The 24,997-nt window shown below is 72.6% G+C and carries 12 protein-coding genes; 7 read left to right on the forward strand and 5 right to left on the reverse strand.

The genetic code is table 11. The features are described 5' to 3' along the window. Nucleotides 1-23: 23 nt before the first annotated feature. Both recQ and ACFWBF_RS05315 read right to left on the reverse strand, forming a co-directional pair. Nucleotides 24-2,030, reverse strand: a complete 2,007-nt coding sequence (gene recQ / locus ACFWBF_RS05310) for a DNA helicase RecQ (protein ID WP_385595486.1) — start codon at nucleotides 2,028-2,030, stop codon at nucleotides 24-26. A 109-nt stretch (nucleotides 2,031-2,139) separates the two neighbouring features. Continuing rightward, nucleotides 2,140-2,580: a Fur family transcriptional regulator gene (locus ACFWBF_RS05315; protein WP_385595489.1), complete on the reverse strand. Its 441-nt coding sequence runs from the start codon at nucleotides 2,578-2,580 to the stop codon at nucleotides 2,140-2,142. Between the two features lie 153 nt (nucleotides 2,581-2,733). Here ACFWBF_RS05315 and katG point away from each other — a divergent pair, with 153 nt between their 5' ends. Beyond that, on the forward strand, nucleotides 2,734-4,962 hold the full coding sequence (katG, locus tag ACFWBF_RS05320; RefSeq protein ID WP_385595491.1) for a catalase/peroxidase HPI: 2,229 nt from the start codon (nucleotides 2,734-2,736) through the stop codon (nucleotides 4,960-4,962). Between the two features lie 40 nt (nucleotides 4,963-5,002). Here katG and ACFWBF_RS05325 read toward each other — a convergent pair whose 3' ends face one another. Together ACFWBF_RS05325 and ACFWBF_RS05330 are read right to left on the reverse strand one after the other, a co-directional pair. After that, on the reverse strand, nucleotides 5,003-6,322 hold the full coding sequence (locus tag ACFWBF_RS05325) for a M1 family metallopeptidase (protein ID WP_385595494.1): 1,320 nt from the start codon (nucleotides 6,320-6,322) through the stop codon (nucleotides 5,003-5,005). A 28-nt stretch (nucleotides 6,323-6,350) separates the two neighbouring features. Next, a complete protein-coding gene (locus ACFWBF_RS05330; protein WP_385595497.1) occupies nucleotides 6,351-10,337 on the reverse strand; it encodes a Pls/PosA family non-ribosomal peptide synthetase in 3,987 nt (1,328 codons plus the stop codon). A gap of 404 nt (nucleotides 10,338-10,741) precedes the next feature. Here ACFWBF_RS05330 and ACFWBF_RS05335 point away from each other — a divergent pair, with 404 nt between their 5' ends. From ACFWBF_RS05335 to ACFWBF_RS05360, 6 genes are all read left to right on the forward strand, one after another. Next, on the forward strand, nucleotides 10,742-12,403 hold the full coding sequence (locus tag ACFWBF_RS05335; RefSeq protein WP_385595499.1) for a glycosyltransferase: 1,662 nt from the start codon (nucleotides 10,742-10,744) through the stop codon (nucleotides 12,401-12,403). A 14-nt stretch (nucleotides 12,404-12,417) separates the two neighbouring features. After that, entirely contained in the window at nucleotides 12,418-15,414 is a 2,997-nt protein-coding gene (locus tag ACFWBF_RS05340) for an acyltransferase family protein (protein WP_385595502.1), read from the forward strand. A gap of 252 nt (nucleotides 15,415-15,666) precedes the next feature. Next, nucleotides 15,667-17,331: a carbohydrate binding domain-containing protein gene (locus ACFWBF_RS05345; protein WP_385595505.1), complete on the forward strand. Its 1,665-nt coding sequence runs from the start codon at nucleotides 15,667-15,669 to the stop codon at nucleotides 17,329-17,331. A gap of 298 nt (nucleotides 17,332-17,629) precedes the next feature. Further along, nucleotides 17,630-17,746, forward strand: coding sequence for a class III lanthipeptide (locus tag ACFWBF_RS05350; protein ID WP_385220408.1), 117 nt, complete (start codon nucleotides 17,630-17,632; stop codon nucleotides 17,744-17,746). Between the two features lie 106 nt (nucleotides 17,747-17,852). Next, a complete protein-coding gene (lanKC, locus tag ACFWBF_RS05355; RefSeq protein WP_385595507.1) occupies nucleotides 17,853-20,549 on the forward strand; it encodes a class III lanthionine synthetase LanKC in 2,697 nt (898 codons plus the stop codon). Next, on the forward strand, nucleotides 20,546-22,096 hold the full coding sequence (locus ACFWBF_RS05360; RefSeq protein ID WP_385595510.1) for an ATP-binding cassette domain-containing protein: 1,551 nt from the start codon (nucleotides 20,546-20,548) through the stop codon (nucleotides 22,094-22,096). Before lanKC ends, ACFWBF_RS05360 begins: the two co-directional genes overlap by 4 nt. Here ACFWBF_RS05360 and ACFWBF_RS05365 read toward each other — a convergent pair. Continuing rightward, complete coding sequence (locus ACFWBF_RS05365) at nucleotides 22,093-24,942, reverse strand: AAA family ATPase (protein WP_385595513.1); 2,850 nt, start codon at nucleotides 24,940-24,942, stop codon at nucleotides 22,093-22,095. The genes ACFWBF_RS05360 and ACFWBF_RS05365 overlap by 4 nt on opposite strands. Nucleotides 24,943-24,997: the final 55 nt, after the last annotated feature.

The raw sequence follows: 24,997 nt of genomic DNA on the forward strand, positions 1-24,997 counted from the left end.
CTCCCGCTCACCTGCCCCCGACGTTACTGCCAGTCGTCCCAGGGCGGGTCCATCTCGTCGAGGTCGAAGGGCGGCTCGTCGGGGTGCGGCGCCTCGGGCTCCTCGGGCGCCGCGACCGACACGGGCGCCGCGACCGACCCGGGCGCCGGGCCAGCCGGGGCGGGCTCGGGGGCGTCGCACTGCGCCAGGGTCTCGAGGACGCCCTGGCCGTACTTGGTGAGCTTGGCCTCGCCGACCCCGCCGATGGTGGCGAGCTCTTCCACCGATGCGGGCAGCAGCGTCGCGATCTCCCGCAGCGTCGCGTCGTGGAAGACGACGTACGCCGGTACTCCCTGCTCGCGCGCCGTCGCGGCCCGCCAGGCGCGCAGGGCCAGGAAGACCGGTTCGGCCGCGGCCGGCAGGTCGACCGGCACGCGGGCGCCCTTCCCGGAGCGCGACCCGGACCGGGACTCCTTGCGGGCCGGGCCGGCGGCCGCCTTCTCCTTGCGCATCGGGACGCTGCGGCGGCCTCCCAGTACCTCGCCGCTCTCCTCCGTCAGCACGAGCGTCCCGTACTCGCCCTCCACCGCCAGCAGCCGCAGCGCCAGCAGCTGACGCACGACCCCGCGCCACTCCGCGGTGCCCAGCTCCGACCCGACTCCGAACACCGACAGCGCATCGTGGTCGAACTGGATGACCTTGGCCGTCTTCTTGCCCTGCAGGATGTCGATGATCTGGCCGGCGCCGAACTTCTGGCGCCGTTCCTTCGCCAGCCGCCACACCGTGGACAGCAGTTTCTGCGCCGCGACCGTCCCGTCCCAGGACTCGGCCGGCGTCAGGCAGGTGTCGCAGTTGCCGCACGGCCCGCCCAGCTGCCCGAAGTACTCCAGCAGCCGCTCCCGGCGGCAGCCGACCGTCTCGCACAGCGCGAGCATGGCGTCCAGGTGCATGCCCAGGGAGCGGCGGCGTGCGTCGTCGCCCTCGGAGCCCTCGATGAGCTTGCGCTGCTGGACCACGTCCTGGAGGCCGTACGCCAGCCACGCGGTGGCCGGCTCGCCGTCGCGGCCGGCACGGCCGGTCTCCTGGTAGTAGCCCTCGACGGACTTCGGCAGGTCGAGGTGGGCCACGAAGCGGACGTCCGGCTTGTCGATGCCCATGCCGAAGGCGATCGTGGCCACGACCACGACCCCGTCCTCCCGCAGGAAGCGCGCCTGGTTCTCCGCACGCGTACGGGCGTCCATTCCGGCGTGGTAGGCCACGGCATCGATGCCCTGCTCGACCAGGAAGGCCGCGGTCTTCTCCACCGAGGACCGCGAGAGGCAGTAGACGACTCCGGCGTCCCCGTCGTGCTCGGCCCGGATCAGCTCCAGCAGCTGCTTGAGCGGGTTGTTCTTCCCGACGATGCGGTACTGGATGTTGGGCCGGTCGAAGCTGGCCACGAAGTGCCGGGCGTCCTCCAGGCCGAGCCGCGCCACGATCTCGGCGTGGGTGGCCTCGGTGGCCGTCGCGGTCAGCGCGATCCGCGGCACCTTCGGCCAGCGCTCGTGCAGCATGGACAGCGCGAGGTAGTCGGGCCGGAAGTCGTGACCCCACTGGGCGACGCAGTGCGCCTCGTCGATCGCGAAGAGGGACACCTTGCCCCGGTCGAGCAGACGCTGCGCGCTCTCGGTGCGCAGCCGCTCGGGAGCCAGGTAGAGCAGGTCCAGCTCGTCGGCGAGGAAGGCCTGCTCGACGGCCTGCCGCTCGTACGGGTCCTGCGTCGAGTTGAGGAATCCGGCCCGCACCCCGAGGGCGGTGAGCGCGTTCACCTGGTCCTGCATCAGCGCGATGAGCGGCGAGATCACGACGCCCGTGCCTTCTCTGACCAGGGCCGGGATCTGGTAGCAGAGCGACTTTCCGCCGCCGGTCGGCATCAGTACGAGGGCATCACCGCCGCCGACGACCTGCTCGATGATCTCCTGCTGCTCGCCGCGGAAAGAGCTGTAACCGAAGACGCGGTGCAGCACCTGCAAAGCATCGGAGATCTCGGGGGAAGCGTCGGAAAGGGCCATTCACGAAGCGTAACGGCACCTGCCGACACCCCGGACCCGACCGCCGGAACCTGTGGACAAGCGCCCCTCGTCGAGCTCGGCCGCGCCGGTTCCGCGGACCGGCTCGCCGTCAGGCTCGGCGACCTGGCGCGGGCGTCTCCCGCGCGCAGGCCGGGCACAGGCCCCGGTAGGTGACCCGGGCGTCGTTCACCGTGAAGCCGAACCGCTCCCGCTCCGGGAGTCGCTCCAGCGGGTCGCCGGTCGGGTGGACGTCGCGGATGAGGCCGCAGCCGGAGCAGACGAGGTGCTCGTGCGGGTGGTGCGCGTTGGGGTCGTAGCGCTTCGCGCGGCCGTCCGTGGAGACCTCCACGACCTCACCGAGGGAGACCAGCTCGCCCAGGGCGTTGTAAACGGTCGCGCGGGAGATCTCGGGCAGCAGCTGAACCGCACGGGCGTGCACCTCGTCGGCGGTGAGGTGCACGTGGTCGCCGTCGAGGACTTCCGCGACGACTCGTCGCTGGGACGTCATCCGCCAGCCGCGCCCGCGCAGCCGCTCCAGCAGGTCACTCATGTCGGCTCACCTGTTTCCGGTTCGTCGGGATTGCCCGAAGTTCATCGAGTGCGTCCGAAATTCGATGGGCTATGGGCTTGGTGGACTTCTTGACTTGGATTTGGTCCATCGTAGGATCGGGTCCGTTGATGGGCCAAGGGACAGGAAGATGCCATGTCTGAGAACCATGACGCAATCGTCGTAGACGCCAAGACGGAGGGTGGAGGCTGCCCCGTCGCACACGAACGCGCCCCCCACCCGACCCAGGGCGGCGGAAACCGCCAGTGGTGGCCGGAGCGGCTCAATCTGAAGATCCTCGCCAAGAACCCCGCCGTGGCCAATCCCCTCGGTGAGGAGTTCGACTACGCCGCAGCGTTCAAGACCCTCGACCTCCCGGCCGTGAAGCAGGACATCGCGCAGGTGCTGACCACCTCGCAGGACTGGTGGCCCGCCGACTTCGGCCACTACGGCCCCTTCATGATCCGGATGGCCTGGCACAGCGCGGGCACCTACCGCATCAGCGACGGCCGCGGCGGCGCCGGGGCCGGCCAGCAGCGCTTCGCCCCCCTCAACAGCTGGCCGGACAACGGCAATCTCGACAAGGCCCGCCGCCTGCTGTGGCCGGTGAAGAAGAAGTACGGCAAGAGCCTCTCGTGGGCCGACCTCATGATCCTCGCCGGCAACGTCGCCCTGGAGTCGATGGGCTTCGACACCTTCGGCTTCGGCGGCGGTCGCGCCGACGTCTGGGAGCCCGACGAGGACGTGTACTGGGGTCCCGAGACCACCTGGCTCGGCGACGAGCGCTACACCGGCGACCGGGAGCTGGAGAGCCCCCTCGGCGCGGTCCAGATGGGCCTCATCTACGTCAACCCGGAGGGCCCGAACGGCAACCCGGACCCGCTCGCCGCGGCGCGCGACATCCGCGAGACGTTCCGCCGGATGGCGATGAACGACGAGGAGACGGTCGCCCTGATCGCGGGCGGCCACACCTTCGGCAAGACCCACGGCGCGGGCCCGGCGGACAGCGTCGGCCCCGACCCCGAAGCCGCCCCGATCGAGGCGCAGGGCTTCGGCTGGAGCAACTCCTTCGGTACCGGCAAGGGTGGCGACGCGATCACCAGCGGTCTCGAGGGCATCTGGACGAACACCCCGATCACCTGGGACAACACCTTCTTCGAGATCCTGTTCGGCTACGAGTGGGAGCTGTTCAAGAGCCCCGCCGGAGCCCACCAGTGGCGGCCGAAGGAGGGCGCCGGGGCGGACACCGTGCCCGACGCGCACGACCCGTCCAAGAGCCACGCCCCGACGATGCTGACGACCGACCTCTCGCTCCGGTTCGACCCGGCGTACGAGCGGATATCCCGGCGCTTCCTGGAGAACCCCGCCGAGTTCGCCGACGCCTTCGCCCGGGCCTGGTTCAAGCTGACCCACCGCGACATGGGTCCGGTCGTGCGCTACCTCGGTCCGGAGGTACCGGCCGAAGAACTGCTGTGGCAGGACCCCCTGCCGGCGGTGACCCACGAGCTCGTCGGCCGCGACGACATCGTCTCCCTCAAGGAGCGAATCCTCGCCTCGGACCTGTCGGTGTCCCAGCTCGTCTCCACCGCGTGGGCCTCGGCCTCGTCCTTCCGCGGCAGCGACAAGCGCGGCGGCGCCAACGGTGCGCGCATCCGCCTCCAGCCGCAGAGCGGATGGGAGGTCAACGACCCCGACCGACTGGCGACGGTCCTGCGCACCCTGACGGAGATCCAGGAGTCCTTCAACTCCGCCCAGAGCGGCGGCAAGCGGGTCTCGATCGCCGACCTGATCGTGCTCGCGGGCGCCGCCGCCGTCGAGCAGGCCGCCAAGGACGCCGGTTTCGACGTCGAGGTCCCCTTCACGCCGGGCCGTGTGGACGCCACGCAGGAGCAGACCGACGTGGAGTCCTTCGCCGCGCTCGAGCCGGCCGCCGACGGTTTCCGCAACCACCTCGGCAAGGGCAGCCGCCTGCCGGCCGAGTACCTGCTGATCGACAAGGCGAACCTGCTGAACCTGAGTGCCCCCGAGCTGACGGTCCTCGTCGGTGGCCTGCGCGTCCTGGGCGCGAACCACCAGCAGACCCCGCTCGGTGTCCTCACCAAGACCCCCGGGTCGCTGACCAACGACTTCTTCGTCAACCTGCTCGACCTGGGCACGACGTGGACGGCGACCTCCGAGGACGCGAACACCTTCGAGGCCCGCGACGGGGCCACGGGCCGGGTCAAGTGGACCGGCACCAGGGCCGACCTCGTCTTCGGGTCGAACTCGGAGCTGCGCGCGCTCGCGGAGGTCTACGCGAGCGACGACGCGAAGGAGAAGTTCGTGAAGGACTTCGTCGCCGCGTGGGACAAGGTGATGAACCTCGACCGGTTCGACCTCGTCTGATCACGACGTCCGGGCCGGCCCGAACCGGCCGGCCCGGACGTCACGGCAGCGGCGGCAGGGACGGCTCGTACAGCCAGGCCGAGAACAGGTCGTCCAGCGGCTCGGCCGTGTAGCCGGCCACGTGCGCGGTGAAGGATGCGGTGCTCACCACGCCGTGGCGGTACACGACGGCCCACTCCCGCAGCATCCGGAAGAACGCCCCGTCACCCAGGGCGCGGCGGATCGCGTGCACGGCGAGCCCCCCGCGCTGGTACAGGCGGTCGTCGAACATCAGCTTGCGGCCCGGGTCGACCAGCCGGAGATCCTGCGGCTGCGAGGCCAGCAGCCGGTGTGCGGCGGCGGCCAGCTCGTGCGCGGTGCGGCCGCCGGAGCGCTCCGACCAGAGCCATTCCGCGTACTTCGCGAAGCCCTCGTTCAGCCAGATGTGCCGCCAGTCGGCGATGGTCACGCTGTTGCCGAACCACTGGTGCGCCAGCTCGTGGGCGATGAGCCGCTCCGAACCGCGTACGCCGTCCACGTGGTTGGCGCCGAACAGCGAGAGGCCCTGGGCTTCGACCGGGACGTCGAGTTCCTCGTCGGCGACGACCACGGCGTACTCGCCGAAGGGGTAGGGCCCGAACAGTTCCTCGAACAGCCGCATCATGGCGGGCTGCCGGGCGAAGTCGCGGGAGAACCTCGCCAGCAGGTGCGCCGGCACGTGGGCGCTCTGCGGTACGCCGCCCAGCCCCGGGTCGCCGAGCAGCACCGTCTGGTACATGCCGATGGACAGCCCGACCAGGTAGCTGGAGGTCGGCGCGGACTGCTCGTACACCCAGGTGGTCGTGCTGGCCTTCGTCGTCCTGGTGAGCAGCCGGCCGCCGGCCACCACCGTATAGGCGGAAGGGGTGTTGACCGAGATGTGGTACGAGGCCTTGTCGGCGGGCCGGTCGTTGCACGGGTACCAGGAGGGCGCGCCGACGGGCTGGCTGGCCACCAGCGCGCCGTCGGTCAGCTCCTCCCAGCCGAGGCCGCCCCAGGGGCTGCGCACCGGTTTGGGGTTGCCCGCCCAGTGCACCTCCACGGTGAAGGCGGCGCCGGCGGGCAGTGGCTTGGCCGGCCGGATACGCAGCTTGCCGCCCCGGTGGGTGTGGTGCGGCGCCCGGCCGTTCACCAGGACCCGGCCCGTTTTGAACTCGGCCAGGTTGAGGTGGAACTCGGCGAGCGGTGCCCGCCCGGCGATCGCGCTGAGCCGGGCCGTCCCGGCCAGCCGGTTGGGGCCGGGCCGGTATTCCAGAGCGAGTTCGTAACGGTGCACGCGGTAACGGGGGTCGCCGTTGGCCGGAAAGTACGGGTCCGATACCGCTGTCTGCTGGCCGTTCACTGCCGCTTCCGTTTCCGTTCTGGCCCTGTCAGGGCCGCCACGCCTCGATCGGATTGCCCAGCCACCGGGTGTCGGCGGGGACGGATTCCCCGGCCATCACGAGCGAGGCGGGACCCAGGGTGCTGCGGGCCCCGATCGTGCTCCCGGGCAGGACGATTCCGCCCGGGCCCAGGGTGGCGCCCTCACGGAGGACCACAGTATCCGTCCTCAAGATCCGGTCGTGGAAGAGGTGTGTCTGCAATACACAGCCGCGGTTCACGCTGACCGCGTCGCCCAGTGAGACCAGGTCCGTCTCGGGCAGCCAGTAGCTCTCGCACCACACGCCCCGGCCGATCCGGGCGCCGAGCCCGCGCAGCCACAGCGCCAGCAGCGGCGTGCCGGGCACGGATCCGGCCAGCCACGGCACGGCCAGCACCTCGACGAAGGTGTCGGCGAGCTCGTTGCGCCATACGAAGGCGCTCCACAGCGGGTGCTCCCCCGCCCGGTGGCGGCCCACCAGGAGCCACTTCGCGGCCACGCTGACCGCGCACGCGGCCACACCTGCGGCGAGCAGGACCGCTCCGGACAGCAGCGCGGTTCCCCCGATCCCCAGACCGCTCGCCGTGCTCAGCGCGCAGAGCGCCGCCACGGTCAGTACGGCCAGCGCGGCCGAGCAGCAGACCGGAACGAGCCGGCACAGCTCCACCAGGCCGCGCGCCCACAGCAGTCGCGCGGGCGGGTCGTAGGTCCGGCTCCGGTCGGCGGTCGCGGCGGACCGCGGCAGCCGGACCGGCGGCAGGCCGAGGTAGGAGCTGCCCTTCTTGGCCTTCTTCGGAGTGGCGGACAGTACGCCGACCAGCCCGTCGTCGGGCACGGCGCGGCCCGGCGCGGTCATCCCGGAGTTGCCGAGGAAGGCACGGCGGCCGATCTCGGAGTGCCCGATCCGCACCCAGCCGCCGCCCAGTTCGCAGGGGGCGGTCAGGGTGTCGTCGGCGAGGAACGCGCCTTCGCCGACGGTGGTGAGGCTCGGCAGCGCGAGGACGGTGGAGACCTCCGCGCCCCGGCCGATCTTCATGCCGAGCAGCCGCAGCCACACCGGAGTGATCAGCCCGGCGTAGAGGGGGAAGAGCGTTTCCCGCGAGAGGTCCATCAGCTGGGTGACCGTCCAGGCCTGCCATCCGATCCGGCTGTGCGTGGGGTGGACTCCCGTACGCAGCCCCAGGCTGAGCAGACGTACGGAGACCAGCAGGAGCAGCGCGTACGCGAACCCGAAGGCGAGCGCGCCGGGCACCACGGCGAGCAGCGCTCCCCGCAGGGCCTGGGCGAAGGCGGCGTCGGCGGGCACGAAGCGGCTCACCACGAGCAGGGCGGGCAGGGTCGCGAGCACGGGCAGGGCCGTGAGGCAGAAGCCGGTCGCCCCGTACATGGCGCGCCAGTGGACGGCGCGCGGCGGGCGCTCCCCCGGCCAGTTGTGCTTGGCCTTGCCGAGCTTGACGGCGGGCGCCCCGGCCCAGCGCTGGCCGGTCGGGACCTGTCCGACCACGGCGGAGCCGGGGGCCACCTCGGCGCGCTTGCCGACCCGGGCGCCGGGGAAGAGCACGCTGCGGGTGCCGACCACCGCGCCCGCGCCGACCTTGACCGGGCCGATCTCGAGGCGGTCACCGTCGAGCCAGTGCCCGGAGAGGTCGACCTCGGACTCCACGGCGCAGCCGCGGCCGAGCTTGAGCATGCCGGTGACGGGGGGCAGCGAGTGCAGGTCCACCTCGGGGGCGACCTTGGCGCCGAGGGCCCGGGCGTAGCGCTCCAGCCAGGAGCCGGTGAGCGAGGTCGCGCCGACGTACTCGGCCAGCCGCTCGGCCGTCCACAGCCTCAGGTGCACGCTTCCGCCGCGCGGGTGGCGTCCGGCCTTGACCCCGCGCAGCAGCAGACGCGCGCCGGTGGCCGCGATGGCGAGGCGGCCCGGGGGGCTGTAGAGCAGCACCGCGCCGGCGGCGACGAGCCACCACGAGGCGGCCGGCGCCCACGGGTACGCCCCGAACCGGTGCAGTACGTTGCCCAGGGCCAGCAGGGCCACCGTCCAGCGCAGGCCGACCAGGGTGAACAGCGGGAGCAGCAGGAGCGACTGGATCACCTTGGTCCGCAGCGGGACCGGCGCGATGGTCCGCGTCGCGCCGTCGTCCTGGGCGGACTTCTCCAGCCGGCGGGCCAGCTTGCGCAGGGTGGGCTGCTGGTAGATGTCGAGGACGGCCGCGCTCGGGTAGCGGGTGCGCAGCCGGGTGGTGAGCCGGGCGGCGGCGAGGCTGTTGCCGCCGATCGCGAAGAAGTCGTCGGCGGCGCCGGTGACGGCCACCCCGAGGGTCTCGCTCCACTGCTCGGCGAGCCAGGCCTCGGTGCCGTACAACTGCTCGACGGGGCCGGTGCCCTGCGCTTCGGGCAGCGGCCAGGGCAGCGCGTCCCGGTCGACCTTGCCGGAGGTGCGGGTCGCCAGCTCGTCGACGGTCGCGAGGAGCGGGACGAGGGCCGCGGGCAGCTCGGCGCGCAGCCGCTCCACGGCGGCCGCGCGGTCCCAGCCCTCCTGGGTGACGAGGTAGCCGACGAGCAGCTGGTTGCCGCTGCGGGCGGTGCGTACGGCGGCGGCCGCGCCGGCGACGCCGGGCAGGGCCTGCAGCGCGGCGTCGACCTCGCCCAGCTCGATGCGGCGGCCGCCGAGCTTGATCTGCTCGTCGCCGCGGCCGAGGAAGACCAGTCCTTCCGGCTCGGCGCGCACGAGGTCGCCGCTGCGGTAGGCGCGCTCCCAGCCGAGGGATTCCAGCGGGGCGTACTTCTCGGCGTCCTTCGCGGGGTCGAGGTAGCGGGCGAGGCCGACTCCGCCGATCACGAGCTGGCCGGTGCCGCCCATGGGCACCGGCTCGCCGGACTCGTCGACCACGGCCAGTTCCCAGCCGTTCAGCGGCAGGCCGATGCGGATCGGTTCCTCGCCGGTCAGGAGCGAGGCGCAGGCGACGACGGTGGCCTCGGTGGGGCCGTAGGTGTTCCAGACCTCGCGGCCCTCGGTGACCAGGCGCTGGGTGAGTTCGGGCGGGCAGGCCTCGCCGCCGAAGATCAGCAGCCGGACCTCGCCCAGCGCCTCGGGCTCCCAGAGTGCGGCCAGGGTCGGCACCGTGGAGACGACGGTGATCTCCTGTTCCACCAGCCAGGGGCCGAGGTCGGCGCCGGCGCGCACCTGGGAGCGGGGGACGGGCACGAGGCAGGCGCCGTGGCGCCAGGCCAGCCACATCTCCTCGCAGGAGGCGTCGAAGGCGACGGACAGTCCGGCCATGACCCGGTCGCCGGGTCCGATCGGCTCGTCGGCGAGGAACAGGGCGGCCTCCGCGTCCACGAAGGCGGCGGCGCTGCGGTGGCTGACGGCGACGCCCTTGGGTTTGCCGGTGGAGCCGGAGGTGAAGATGATCCAGGCGTCGTCCCCGGGGCCGGGCCGCGCGGCGGATTCGGGGGTGTCCGCGAGGCCGGTGGCGTCGATGCGCGCTCCGGCGCCCAGCACCGCCCGTACCCCGGCCTCGTCGAAGACCAGCTCCGCCCGCTCGTCGGGGTCCTCTGCGTCGACGGGCACGTAGGCGGCGCCCGCGGCGAGGACGGCGAGGATGCCCGCGTACAGCTCGTTGGTCCCGGACGGCACGCGGACGCCGACCCGGTCGCCGAGCCCCACCCCGGCGGCTGCCAGGGCCCGCCTTCGGCGCTCGACCTCGGCGGCCAGCGCCCGGTAGGTCAGTTGGACGGTGCCGTCGTCGAGGGCGGGCTCGTCGGGGTACGCCCGTACGGAGGCCTCGAAGACGTCGACGAGGGTGCGGGCGGGGGCGGCGGGTCCGGCGGTGAACCGGGCGGATTTCCCGGATTCCCCGGATGTCGCGGATTCCCGGGATGCCGCGGATTCCCGGGATGCCGCGGATTCCCGGGATGCCGCGGATTCCCGGGGTTCCCCGGGCACGTCCTCGGCTTCGAGCAGGCCGGGGTCCCCGCGCTCAGGTGTGGCTGCCATCGGCCCTCGCGTCTCGTTCCCGGAACCGTCCGGGTCGGCGGGCGGAGCCCGGGTCTGCCCAGGTTGTTCCGGTCCAGCGCCAAACAACCCGCCAGTCTAGTGCGTCATCAGGGAACTTCTCGTAGACGTCTTGCGCGTGGCCGGAAGGAGCGGTATTAGGGCGCCCTTGCGCCCCTCCATGACGCGGTCTTCCCGGACTGTTCACCCGCGTGTGGCTTGCACCTTCCCGGACCGGTGGGGCGCGGTCGGTCAAATGAAGGCCACTACAGAGGTCTGGACCATTTCAATCTCGCCAACCCCGCATGTCATTGCGCCCGTTGCACCGCTCCCGGGGCAATGGTCTACACCTTTGGCATTAGGGTGGGTCATCTGAAACAGGCGCATACACAGCCGTGGGGGGCTTTATGACCGTTCATCATCTTCCGCAACCTCCATCCGACGAAGAGCTCTACTGGTACTTCGGGCCGCAACGCCGCTGGGTCCTGGTCAGCACCTCGCTCGCCTTCGTGTTCACGGCGGCGACCATGTTCACCTTCGCGCTGCGCACCCCGGCCCTGTGGGCCTTCCTCGCCGTCCTCGGGCTCAACGTCGTGGCCCTCGCGCTCTCCTCGGTCAACAGCCTGCGCCAGCGCCGACTGACCCGGCAGTCGCACGAGGTGCTCGTGCACGCCTGGCGGCCCGCCGAACTGCCCGGCGTGGACCTGTACCTGCCGACCTGCGGGGAACCGCTGCCCGTGCTGGCCAACGCCTACCGCGCGGTCGCGGCCGTCGACTGGCCCGGCGCGCTCACCGTCTGGGTCCTGGACGACGCCGACCGGCCCGAGGTCGCCGCGCTGGCGGCCTCGTACGGCCACGAGTACGTCGTACGCCCCGACCGGGGGCACCTGAAGAAGGCCGGCAACCTCAACCACGCGCTCACCCTGAGCGACGCCGAGTTCATCGCGATCCTGGACGCGGACTTCGCGCCCCGGCCGGACTTCCTGCGCCACCTCGTCCCGTACCTGGCCGATCCCGCCGTCGGCATCGTGCAGAGCCCGCAGTGCTTCGACACCGACGAGACGATGGACTGGATCCAACGGGCGGCCGGCTCCGCCCAGGAGTGGTTCTTCCGCTGGATCCAGCCGTCGCGCGACGCGAGCGACGCCGCCATCTGCTGCGGCAGCAACGCCGTCTACCGGCGCGCCGCGATCGACCTGGCCGGCGGTTTCGCCCGGCTCGACCACAGCGAGGACCTCTTCACCGGACTCGCGCTGCACGAGCGGGGATTTCGCACCCTGTACGTACCGGTGCTGGTCGCCAAGGGCACCTCGCCCGACCAGCTCACCTCCTTCGTCAACCAGCAGTACCGCTGGGCGATGGGCAACCTCCACCTGCTCTCCGCCCCCGTGCTGCGGCGGATGCGCGCGCCCTGGCGGATGCGGCTCTGCTTCTACGAGGGCATCGTCGGGTACCTGGCCACGGCGGTGAACACCTTCACGGCGCCGCTGCCCCCGCTGGTGATGATGTTCTGGTACCCGGATCACATCCGGCCCTGGCACGTGCTGCCGCTGCTCGCCCCGCTGTGGCTCTGGCACGTGCTGCTGCCCCGGGTCAGCCGGACGCGCTGGCGGGTGGAGGTGATCCGGGCGAACGTCCTGACCAGCGTGGCCGCCGCGACCGCGTTCCTGCACACGCTGCGGGGCCGCAGCGCCACCTGGGTGCCCACCGGCGCCCGGGGTGCGGCGGCGCCGGGCGGGATGGCCCGCCGGGTGGTGGCCGTCTCGCTGGTCTGGCTCGTCCTCTCCAACGGCGCGGCCGCCGCGGGCCTGGCGCTGGCCGTGGCCCGCAACGGCTGGGAGCCCAACTGGGGGCTGCTGCTCTACCTCCTGGTGCAGTGCCAGATCAACGTTCCGCTGATCCGGGACCTGACGGCCGAGCTGCGCACCCGCGTACGGCCCCACCGGAGCCCCCGTACCGGGATGCTGCCCCGTCGCTGGCCCGAGACCATCGCCGCTTCGGCGGTCCTCCTGCTCACCGGCCTGCTGGCGTCCGGGTGGGTCAACCCGATGCTTCCCTGGCTGAGTTGAAAGGCGTCCACACCGTGTCGTTCCTCGTGGCACCCGGCCTGCGCCACCCCTGCGAACCGGCGTCCGGATCCCGCTCCGGCGGCGAATCCGGGCCCAGCCCGCACCGCTCCGCCTTCCGGCCCGACATCGAGGGCCTGCGCGCGGTGGCCGTCCTCGCGGTCCTCGCCTTCCACGCCGGGATTCCGGGGATGGCGGGCGGCTTCGTCGGCGTGGACGTCTTCTTCGTCATCTCCGGCTACCTGATCACCGGTCTGCTGGTCCGGGAGGCGATCACCACCGGGCGGATCCGGCTCGGGGACTTCTTCTCACGGCGGGCCCGCCGGCTGCTGCCCTCCGCCGCCGTGGTGCTCGCCGCGGTGGCGCTGGCCGGGGCCTGGCTGACCGTACCGCTGCGCCGCGCCGACCTGGAGCACGACGTCGTCGCGGCGGCGCTGTCCGTCGCGAACTGGCGCTTCGTCTCGCAGCAGACCGACTACCTCGCCGCCGGGCACGACCAGAGCCCGCTGCTGCACTTCTGGTCCCTGGCCGTCGAGGAGCAGTTCTATCTCCTCTGGGCCCCGCTGCTGGCGGTGATCGTGCTCTGCGCGGCCCGGGCAGTCCGCCGGGGCCGGGCCGTACGCTCCGCCGTGGCGCTCGTCACCGTCCTGCTGACCCTCGTCTCGTTCGCACTGTCCCTGGACTGGACCGACCGCTCCGTATCGCTCGCGTACCTCGCAACCCCTTCGCGCGTCTGGCAGTTCGGCGTCGGGGCGCTGCTGGCCCTGCTGCCCTGGCACCTGATGCGCGGGCCCAGGCCGCTGCGGCTGCTGTGCGGCTGGGCCGGGACCGCGGCGATCGGCTGGTGCGTCGTGGCGTACGACGCCTCGACCCCGTACCCCGGTGTCGCGGCGCTCGTACCGACCCTGGGGACCGCGGCGGTCATCCTCGCCGCGATACCCGGCCGGGGCGAGCGCGGTGCGATCGGCGCGTACGGGGTCGGGCGGCTGCTGGCGGGGCGGGCGCCTCGCGCGCTCGGGCGGCTCTCCTACAACCTGTACCTGTGGCACTGGCCGGTACTCGTCCTCGCCGAGGCCCGGTTCGGGACGCTCGGCTGGCCGGCGAAGACCGCGCTGACGTCGGCGGCGGTACTGCCCGCCCTGGCCGCCATGCGCTGGGTCGAGCGGCCGCTGCGGCGCAGCCGTACGGTCCGCGAACTCCCCCGGCGCGGTCTGTCGGTGGGTGTGACGGCCATCGTGCTGCCGGTCGTGCTCGCCCTGGTGGTGGGCACCACCACGCTGCAACTGCTGGGCCCGGTCGCTCCGGTCGAGCTGAACGGCCTGCCGCCGGGCGCCGCCTCCGGTCCCTCCCTCCTCGCCCGGACCCCGGGCGCACCGCTCGCGGACGGCCCGGTGGTGCCGGGTCCGGCGCAGGCGCGGGGGGACTTCCCGCCGGACGGGCCCTGCGAGGTCGCCCCGGCCGTGACGCACAGTCCGGACTGCCTGTTCGGTGCGGTGGCCAGTCCGGACCGGATCGTGCTGCTCGGCGATTCGCACGCCGGGCAGTGGTTCTCCCCGATGCTGGCACTGGCCTCCCAACGGGGCTGGGCGCTCCAGGAATTGGTCAAGCAGGGCTGCCCGCTGCCGCAGCTGGCGGTGGACAGCCCCCAGCTCGGCCGCGCCTACCGGGAGTGCGACACCTGGCGGGCGGACACCCTGGACCGGCTGCGCCGGCAGCCCAGGCCCCGCCTCATCGTGATCTCCTCGCTCAACCGCTACACCAGCGACCCCGGACTGCTGGAGGCGGGCTGGGAGAAGACGCTGGCGCCGCTGCGGGAGCTCGGGGCGCCGATCGTCTACATCGAGGACACCCCGGTACCCGGTAGGGACATTCCCGCGTGCGTCTCCGGCGCGCCCGAGTCCCCCGGCGCCTGCGCCTTCAGCCGTGAGGACGCCCAGCAGCCCGATCCGCTGGCGCGGCGGATCGCGTCCGGCGCGCTGCCCGGCGTACGGAGCATCAGCGTGAACCCGGTCCTGTGCCCGGGCAGCGGCCCGACCTGCCCGGCCGTGCTGGACCGGATCCTGTTGTACCGGGACGACGCCCACCTGACCAACGTGGCGGCCGTCGTGCTGACCTCGCGGCTGGAGCGGCTGCTCGCGGAGTCCGGCGCGCTGCCCGCCGCTGACGGATCCGGGGCTCCCGGGACGGACGGGTGGGTCCGCTTGCTGCGGGACGACTTCGACGGCCCGGCGGGCAGCGGGCCGTCCGCCGTGAACTGGATCCACGACACCGGCACCTGCTACCCGGGCTGCCCCGCCGCGCAGTGGGGCACCGGGGAGATCGAGACCATGACCGACCGGACCGAAAACGTCCGCCTCGACGGGAAGGGCGCGCTGGAGATCGTGCCCACCCTGAAGGACGGCGAGTGGAGTTCGGGGCGCATCGAGACCAGGCGCTCGGACTTCGCGCCGCCGCCCGGCGGGATCCTGCGGATCGAGGCGTCGATCGCCCTGCCGGACGTGACCGGGGCGCGGGCGGCGGGCTACTGGCCTGCGTTCTGGACCCTGGGGGCGCCGCTGCGCGACGGGTACACGGGCTGGCCGGGCGTCGGGGAGCTCGACGTCATGGAGTCCGTGAACGGGCGGGACACCGTCTTCGGCTCCATGCACTGCGGCGTCCTCGAAGGCGGCCCGTGCGGGGAGCCCGTGGGCCTGACCTCCGGTCCGCAGCCGTGCTCCGGGTGCCGTACGGGGTTCCACTCGTACGCGGTGGAGGTCGACCTCTCCCCCGGCGCGCAAGAGGTGCGCTGGTACCTGGACGGCCGCGTGTACCACCGGGTGGCGGCCGACCGGATGGACGCCGGGACCTGGAAGCGGGCGGTGGACCACGGGCTGTTCCTCATCCTGAACGTGGCCGTCGGCGGCAAACTCCCGCTGGCCGACGGCGCGACGGCGGGCCCGACCACCGACCCGGGCCATCCGATGCGGGTCGACCACGTCACCGTCTCGGCCAGGAAGGGAGGGACGCACGGTTAGGCAACGGCCGTGCGGGGCCCCGTAGTTGAGCACCTCCCCCCTTGGCGGCCTTCAGGGGGGAGGTGATCGGGTCAAGTTGGTCCAGACCTGTTGACGGCGGGCTATGCGGAGGATTAGGTTCCCAGCCACGAGGCGATCAGCACCGGCCGCCCCCCACCGGCCGTGACCGCCTCCCCACGCTCTCCCCACGCCCTCCCGGCGGTCGGCGGCCGTTTCGCGCCGCTCCCCCTCTTCCCCCCACGGAGGCATTTCTTGCGTACCCGTACTCGCCTGGCCTACGGGCTCGGCGCCACCCTGCTCAGCGCGGCCGCGGTGCTGAGCGCCCCCGGCTCGGCGTTCGGCGCCAACCTCCTCACCAACGGCGGCTTCGAGGCCGGTACGCCGGCCGGCTGGTCCTGTGGCGGGGGCCTGGGCTCCGTCGTGAGTTCGCCCGTGCACGGCGGCGCCAAGGCGCTGGCCGGGGCTGCCAGCGCGTCCGACAACGCCAAGTGCACCCAGACCGTCGCCGTCCAGCCCAACACCGCGTACACGCTGTCGGCCTGGGTCCGCGGCAGCTACGTCTACCTCGGCGTCACCGGCGGCGCGTCCACCTGGACCCCCTCCGCCACCGCCTACACGAAGCTCACCGTCTCCTTCACCACCGGCGCCTCCCAGACCAGCGCCGAGGTCTACCTCAACGGCTGGTACGGGCAGGGCACGTACTACGCCGACGACGTGACCCTGGAGGGCCCCGGCGGCGGCGCGGACACCGTCGCTCCGAGCACGCCGGGCAGCCTCACCTCCACCGGCAAGACCTCCTCCAGCGTCTCGCTCGCCTGGACGGCCTCCACCGACAACGTCGGAGTCACCGGCTACGACGTCTACCAGGGCGCCGACAAGGTGGCCACGTCCACCACGACCGGCGCGACCGTCGCCGGCCTCAACGCGGGCACTGCCTACACCTTCTCCGTACGCGCCCGTGACCTGGCGGGCAACACCTCGGCGGCCTCCAACGCCGTCAGCGTCACCACCGGCAGCGGGACCACGCCGACCGGCTTCAAGCAGGCCGCGCCCTACCTCTACCTCGGCTGGGGCAACCCGCCCAGCGCGACCACGGTCATGAACGCCACCGGGGCGAAGTGGTTCACCATGGCCTTCATCCTCTCCTCCGGCGGATGCAACGCGGCCTGGGACGGCCAGCGCCCGCTGACCGGCGGCGCTGACCAGAGCACCATCAACGCGGTCCGGGCGGCGGGCGGCGACATCGTCCCGTCCATCGGCGGCTGGTCGGGCAACAAGCTCGGCCCCAACTGCACCAGTGCCGCGGCCCTGGCCGGGGCGTACCAGCAGGTCATCAACGCCTACGGGCTCAAGGCCATCGACGTCGACATCGAGAACACCGACGAGTTCGAGAACGCCGTGGTCCAGGACCGGATCCTCGGCGCACTCAAGATCGTCAAGCAGAACAACCCCGGCCTCAAGACCATCCTCACCTTCGGCACCGCCACCTCGGGCCCGACCTCGTGGGGCAACCGTCTGATCGACCAGGCCAAGGCGCTGGGCGCCGACATCGACGTCTTCACGATCATGCCGTTCGACTTCGGGAACGCCTCCACCGACATGTACGCCAGTACGGTCAGCGCGACCGAGGGCCTCAAGACCAAGCTCAGGTCCACCTTCGGCTGGGACGACTCCACCGCCTATGCCCACATCGGCATCTCCGGCATGAACGGCGTCAGCGACACGCAGGAGACCACCACCGTCCAGAACTGGACCGACATCCGCAACTGGGCCAACTCCCACCACATCGCCCGGCTGGCCTTCTGGTCCGTCAACCGCGACCGCGGCTGCGCCGGCGGCGGGCTGCAGGAGTCCTGCTCCGGCATCGCGCAGAACGACTGGCAGTTCACCTCCATCACGGCGGGCTTCACCGGCTGATCCACAGCGGGCGGAGCGGTCCGCGCACCACCCCTCGACGAGGCGCCTGACCTGGGATTCCCCCGGGCGGGCGCCTTCGTCGTACCCGGATCACCAGAGGGCCCGGCGGCTTGGGCCACCACCATTCGCGCCCGCCCGGTCCGCCCCTTCCCTGGGGGCGGCACACGGGAATTATGGGGGTCGAACCCCCATGTGCGGGTGCAGCGCCTCGCGTTGACTCGGGCTCGCCGATCGGCCGGCACGGACCCCAGCTCCAGTTGCGAGCACCGCACACTCGACCACCGAGGAGGTGATCCGGATGAGCGTCCTCAAGCTTCAGAACCTGCAGCCCCGCACCACGCAGAGCAGCGCCGCGACCGTCAGCCTGACGAGCAGCAGCAGCGACTGCTGCAAGTCCCCGAACCGCCCGGAGTGACCTGATGGCGATCCGTGCGGGGCCGCCAGCGGTCCCCGCACGGATCCCGCCGTTTTCTCACCGGCCGCTGCCGGCGGCGGCCCCTCGGACGAACACAGAGGCTGACATGCGCAACGAACGATGGGTCTACCGCTTCCTCTTCGCCTGGAACGACACCCTGTTCTTCGACCCGCTCGACGTGTTCTACGAACCGAGGGCGGACCATTTCCTCGCCGGTCTCGACGAAGAGGTGCGGACGCGTTTCGTCCGCAGCGGCATCTGGTGGAGCCATCGGCACAACCCGGCCCTGCCGGCGCAGGGCTGGAAGATCCACGTGTCGGCCGGTCACCGCCGCGTGCGCGAGGTCGCCGCATCGGTGATCGGACACCTGACGGAACGCGGGATCGACTTCAAGATCGCTCTCGATCTCAACGTCTTCGAGATGCTCAACTCCAAGGCCATGTCCCGGGGCAGCGGCGGCAAGCTCGTGACCGTCTACCCGCGCGACGACGACGAGTTCAGGGAGTGCCTGGCGGATCTGGCGCGCCTCCTGGAGGGCGTCGAGGGTGCGTACGTCCTGTCGGACCTGCGCTACCGGGACAGCAAGGCGCTCTACTTCCGCTACGGCCAGTTCCTCGACACCCACCGCGTCGACGTCCTCGGGCGGCGGCTGCCGCAGATCACCGGTCCGGACGGGCCCGTCCCCGACGACCGGCGCCCCGGCTACGCTCAACCCGACTGGGTGGCCTGGCCGTTCGACGACTGGAAGCCCGTCGAGGAGCCCGAGGGGGACGGCTTGGTCGGCGGCCGCTTCCGGGTGACCGGGGCGATCCAGTTCTCCAACAGCGGCGGGGTGTACACGGCCGAGGACACGGAGAACGACGACCGGCCGGTGCTGCTCAAGGAGGCCCGCCCGCACACCAACATCAACCCGCGCCAGGACCACGACGCCGTGGACATCCTCGCCCGCGAGTGGATGTTCCTGAACCGGCTGGCCGACGTCGGCTCGTACCCGGCTCCGATCGCGAAGTTCACCCACTGGGAGCACCACTACATCGCCGAGGAGTTCATCGACAGCTCCGACATCCGCTCGGTGCTCCTCGAACGCAACCCGCTCGCGCGACCGGGGTTCGACATCGAGCAGTCGCGGGACTTCCTGCGGATCTTCCTCAACGTGTTCCGCGGGCTGGCCCGTGCGATCGGGGCCGCCCACGAGCGTGGTGTGATCCTCACCGATTTCACCGCCGCGAACCTGCTCATCGATCCCGACACCCACGAGGTGACGATCGTCGACCTGGAGGCCTGCCGGCTGGCCGACACGGGCACCGACACCGACAGTGGCGAGGCCTCGCTGGGCAAGCCGGTCGAGCTGTACACGCCGGGGTTCAGCCTCTCCCGCAACCGCTTCAAGGCGTTCGGGCCGGAGGGGGACCTGTACGCCCTCGCCACCACCATGGCGTACTTCATCTTCCCGATCGCGGCGATGTCGTACCTGCGCGAGGACGTCCTCGACTCGTACCGGATCTTCATAGAGGGCCTGGGCTGGCCGGAGCGAATCCACGGCCTGCTCACCGACCTGGCCGGCAACCGGATCACCCTCGCCGACGTGCTCGAGATCCTGGAGGACGAGGCGGACCTGCTCGGCCAGGTCGCGGCCACGCCGTCGCGTCCGGTCGTCGAGGAGCAGCTCGGGCTGGTGGAGGCCGAGGCCGGGGTGGCCGCGTTCGTCGAAGCCGTGGCCGACACCGGCCGCAGCACGCTCTTCCCGGTGGACCCCTTCGCGCACGTCACCAACCCGCTGAGCCTCGGTTTCGGGGCGAGCGGCGTCCTGTGGGCGCTGAACTCCTCCGGCATCCCGATCCGGCCCGAATGGCGCGACTGGCTGAGCGGCGAACTGGCCGCAATCGACGTGGCGCAGTACCCGGACGGCCTGATGAACGGCCTGTCCGGCATCGCCTGGGCGGCCGATTCCCTCGGCCTGCGGAGCCGTGCCAGGGAACTGCTGGCCCAGGCCAACCGGCGCGCGGCGGACAAGGGCGACCACACCTTCTACTACGGCCTCGCCGGGGTGGGGATGGCGAACCTGCGCTTCTTCCTGCGCGGCCACGACCCGCGCGATCTCACCGCCGCCAACGAGTGCGCGCGTGCGCTGCACGACTCCGTACAGCGCGACGGCGGGCACGCCTTCTGGCTGAACGAGTTCTCGGACAAGGGCCCGCTGACCGGCCTGGGCTTCGGACAGGCCGGCGTCGCGATGTTCCTGCTGCGGATGTACCAGGTCACGGGCGAGGAACGCCATCTGCGCCTCGGGCGGGAGGCGCTCGCCTGGGAGATGTCGCAGGCCAAGCCCATCGACGACGACGGCGGCCCGGTCATGTTCCAGCACGAAGGGACCATGGAGCCGTACGTCGAGGTGGGCTCCGCGGGCGTGGTGCAGGTGCTGCTGCGCTACGGGGACCTGGACGCGGCGCGCACCGTCCTGCGCGGGCTGGACGTGAGGTACTCGGTGCTGCCGGGGTACGGCTTCGGCATGAGCGGGGTCGCCGACGCGCTGCTGGACGCGGCCGAGTTCACGGGCGACCGCTCGTACCGCGACACCGCGCTGCGCCAGCTCGACTTCGTCCGGAAGGTGTTCCTGTTCGAGCCCGCCGAGCGCTTCGCGCTGCCGCGCCTGGACGGCCGGACCCCGCTGGGCACGCCCGGGGAGGGGCTGCTGCGCTGCTCCTGCGACTACCTGACCGGCTCGGCGGGTGTACTGCGGGTGCTCCACCGGGTGAACAACGGCGGCACGGCCGACTTCCTGCTCGACGAGGCGGCGCGGTGAAGCAGTTGTGGCGAACGCTGCGGGGCCACCGGGTCCCGTTCGTGGCGATCCTCGCGGCCGAGGCGGCCACGGGCGGGCTGGAGGCCCTGCTGCACCCGCTGCTGCTCAAGGCCCTGTTCGACCAGGCGATCCTGACCGCGGACTTCCGCCGGTTCCTCTTCCTCGGTCTCGGCTACCTGCTGCTCGGGCTGACCCTCAACCTCGCGGGTTACGGGATCTCCTGCCGGCGCAAGCGGTTCGAGAACGCGTTCATGCTGGTGCTGGAGACGGAACTGCTGGGCCGCACGCTCGGCCTGGACGGCCGCAAGGTGTCGCAGGCGGGGAACGCCTCCTACGTCAGCCGCATCCACAACGACGTCTCCGAGGGGGTCCTGCCGGCCGTCGACGTCTCCATCCGCATCGCGCGGCAGGCGGTCGCGTCGGTCGTCTTCCTCGGCGTGCTGCTGTACCTGTCCTGGCAGGCCAGCCTGATCCTGCTGGTCATCGTGCCGCCCCTGGTGCTCGTCAGCAACCGGCTGGCCAGGCGGATCGAGGGCAACACCGAGCCCGAGCGCGAGGCGGAGGCCCGGTACATCAACAGGCTGACGCGGACGCTCGAGTCCTTCCACGCACTGCGCGGTCTGCCGTCGCTGGTGCCCGGCACCCGCGCGGCGAACCAGGACGCGCTGCGCGGGTTCCTCGGCATCACCTTCGTCAACTTCCGGCTGGCGCAGCGGCAGCGGACCCTCAGCGACCTGGTCATGAACCTGTCGGACACCGCTTCGATGATCATCGGCGCCTTCTTCGTGTTCTCCGGCAGGATGTCCTTCGGCAGCTTCCTCGCCTTCGTGAACTCGCTGTGGCGGGCCGTCACCGGCATCTTCGACCTCGTCAACATGATTCCGCAGGCCCGCCGCAGCACCGCCGTCCTCAAGCGGATCGAGACGCTGCGCACCGCCGGGCAGACGCCCTATCACGACGAGGGAGCCCTGGTGATGGTCCACGGCGTCCGGGTCGGGTACGGCGACGGCGACGGCGACGGCGACGGCGGCCCGAACGGCGCCGATGTGGCGATCGACGACTTCGAGCTGCGCGCCGGCGAGCACGTACTGCTGCGCGGGCCCAACGGCTGCGGGAAGACCACGCTCCTGCACATCATCTCCGGGACGCTCGCGCCCGACACCGGGACGGTCACCCTGCCGCCCCGGGTGGCGAGCCTGACCACTCCGGTGAACCTGCCCCCGCTGCCGGTGCGCGAACTGGTCGCCGACGAGCGCCTGCGTACGTCGATGGGCCTGGACGGCCTGGCCGACCAGTTGCCCTCGGAACTGTCCTCCGGCCAGCGCCAGCGGGTCGGCGTCGCCGCGCTGCTCTGCGAGGACGCGGACGTGTACCTCGCCGACGAGCCGTTCGCGAACCTCGACGAGCACGGCAGGGAGCTGGTGTTCCGGATGCTGCGGGAGCGGACCGGCGGCCGCGCCCTCCTCGTCGTGCACCACGGGGACGAGGACCTCGACGGCCGCTTCGACCGGGTGGTGACCCTGGCGGGGGCCGCCGCGCTCTCCTAACCGGTGGCCAGGCCGCGGGCGGCGGTGGCGAAGGCCGCCCGGTTCGGGTGGCCGGTCTTCTGCAGGAGGCTCGCCACGTGCTTCTCCACCGTGCGCGGCGAGATGTGCAGCCGCCCGGCGATGTCCTTGTTGCCGATCCGTTCGGCGAGCAGCCGGGCCACCTCGAACTCGCGGACGGTGATGCCGAACCGGCGCAGATCCGGCGGCACCTGCTCGGTACCGGCGCGCCGTTGCCGTACCGGCGCGCCCATCCCGCGGAGCAGGGCCCGGCAGGCGCCGGCGACCGACGGGAGCCCGGCGCCGTGGAAGTGCTCCTCCGCCTCGCGCAGCCAGTCGACCGGCGCGCCCCAGCCGTCCTGGTACGCCGACCGCGCGACCAGCCGGAGGCACAGGTGGCGCGCCGTCGGGTAGGGCTCGGCCGCCTCCAGCGCGGCGTTCGCGGCGGCCGTCGCCTCGCCGGGACGGCCCTCGCGGCCGAGGAGCACGGCGTGCGCCAGGCCGACGAACTGGCGGTTCCAGCGGGTGGCGCTGACGCTCGCCTCCGCGACGTCGGCGTGGTGGCGCCGGCCCATGCGCCCGGCGAGTACGCCCAGGAGCAGGATCACGCCGTGCCTGCCGAACTCGGCGGTCGCCGGGTTCTCCGCGTCGTAGGCGAGCGCCTGCGCGAACTCCTGTTCGGCGGCCTCGTGTTGCTCCTCCAGCAGCGAGCAGAACCCGCGTGCCGGCCCGTACGCCATCGACCGCAGGCCCGGCGCCGCGTCGATGAGCGGGGCCAGGAGCTCCAGCGCCTCCTGCATTTCGGCGCGCCGGCCCTGGTGGGCGCAGCGCACCGCCTCGGCCAGCCGCCACAGGGACAGGGCCCGCCCCATCCCCAGCCGCGTGGCCTCGGCCGCGCCCTCGCGGATCCGGTCCCGGGCCGCCTCGAACTCGCACCGCTGGATCCGGTCCAGCGCGAGCACGAAGCCTGCGTCCTGCGCCACCGGCCACGCGCCCATCCGCCGGGCCTGGGCCCCGGCCTGCTCGACCCGGGCCGTCCCGCCGCCCTGCCGGGCCGTGATGCTCGCCAGGTACACCTCGGCGGACACCCGCAGTACGGGGAGCCGGTGCGCGTGGGCGATCGCTCGGGCCTGCAGGAAGCGTGCCGTCGCGGCGGCCTCGTCCCGGTCCCACGCCAACCGCCCGAGCAGCAGCAGGGCTTCGCAGGCCACGGCCGGCTGCCCGCCCCGCTCAGCCGCTTGTGCCGCCCGCCGGGCGAACGCGGCGGCGGTGGCGAGCCGGTCGGGCGCGCACCCGCTCAGCTCCACGTGCGCCGCGGCGAGGTCCACGAGGGCGGCATGGGCGGGGCCCGGCCGGGGCCCGAGCAGTGAGCGGGCGGTGTCCAGGTGCCGGAGGGCTTCGGCGGGCCGGCCCCGCAGGGTGGCGATGCCGGCCAGTCGCGCGTGGAGCCCGGCCCGGCGCTCGGCGGATACGCCGTGGGCGACGCCCGGGGCTTCCAGGTCGGCGGCCGGCGCGGGCACCAGGTCGAACCGTGCCGAGCAGGCGACGGCGTCGAGCAGGTGCTCCAGCACCGTCGCGAACAGTTCGGGCGCGGCGTCGGGGTCGACGAGACGGTGCGCCCGGGTCAGCAGCTCCACCGCCCGTTCCACCGCGCCCTCGGCCGTCGCCCGCCCCGCCGCCCGGCAGTACAGGCGGGCGGCCTCCCCGGTGTCGCCGGCGTGCCCGTGCAGTTCGGCGGCGTGTGCGCACCACGCCCCGGGCAGCCCCGGGTACAGGTCGGCCAGTGCGCGCGCCGCCCGCCGCGCGTAGCCGGCGCGCTCGCCCGGTCCGAGGTCGTCCAGCAGGGCCTGCGCCGTCCACTCGTACCGGAAGGCGTACCACTGTGTGCTCGCCACGTCCGGCACGATCAGGTACGAGGCGACCCCGGCGCGCAGGATCGCGGACAGCTCGCTGTCCTCCCGGCGGAGCGCGTGGTGCAGTACCGGCAGTGGGAAGCGCCGCCCGAACAGGGCCGCCGTGCACAGGAACTCCACGCCGAGCGGGCCGAGTCCCGCGGCCCGGCGTCTGACGCTGTCCGCGACGGCGGCGGGGACGCGGCCGGTGCGGTCGTGGACGAGCTCCTTGACCACGAACGGGATGCCGGCGCCACAGGTCACCGCCCGGTGCACGAGCTCGGGGCCGACCTCGCCCGGGGCGATCCCCAGCTCGGTCGCGACCAGGAGGTGCACCTCGGGGCGGGCGAGGGGGCTCAGGTCGACCACCGCCGCGGAGCCTCGCTGCCGCGCCCGCGCGGCCAGCTCGGCCGCCGCACAGGGTTCGCGCCCCGCGATGAACAGGAGCACGGCCGGCTGTTGCCCGATGTGGTCCAGCAGGTACTCGACGACCGCCAGGGTCGCGGCGTCGGCCTCGTGCAGGTCATCGAGGACGAGCAGACACCCCCGCCGGCGGCCGACGACGGCGATCAGGCGCAGTACGGTCTCGGCGACCATGATGTGTGACGCGGCGTCATCGTCCGCGCCCCGGCCGTCGGTCAGCAGCCGGGCGAGCACCGGTCCGTAGCGCCCCAGCTCCTCCGGGTCCGGCAGCAGGCCGGTCCGGGCGAGCCGGAGCAGCGCTTCGACCACCGGCCGGTACGGGACGATCGGGCCCACCGTGCCGGCCCGCCCCTGCGCCGTGACCATGTCCGCCGCGGCCGCTGCGGCGACGGCCTCGGCGGCGAGCCGGGTCTTGCCCACGCCGGGCTCGCCGGTGACGAAGAGCGCTCCCCCGTGCCCCGACCGTGCGGCGGCCAGGGCGGTCACGATCTGCCCCATCTCGGCTTGCCGGCCGATGAGTTCCCCTCGTCTCAAATGCCGGCCTCCGTATATGTGAACGGCACGTGCCCATGCAGGACGATACGGAGGG

This window comes from Streptomyces sp. NPDC060028, assembly GCF_042736725.1.
Lineage (GTDB): Bacteria > Actinomycetota > Actinomycetes > Streptomycetales > Streptomycetaceae > Streptomyces.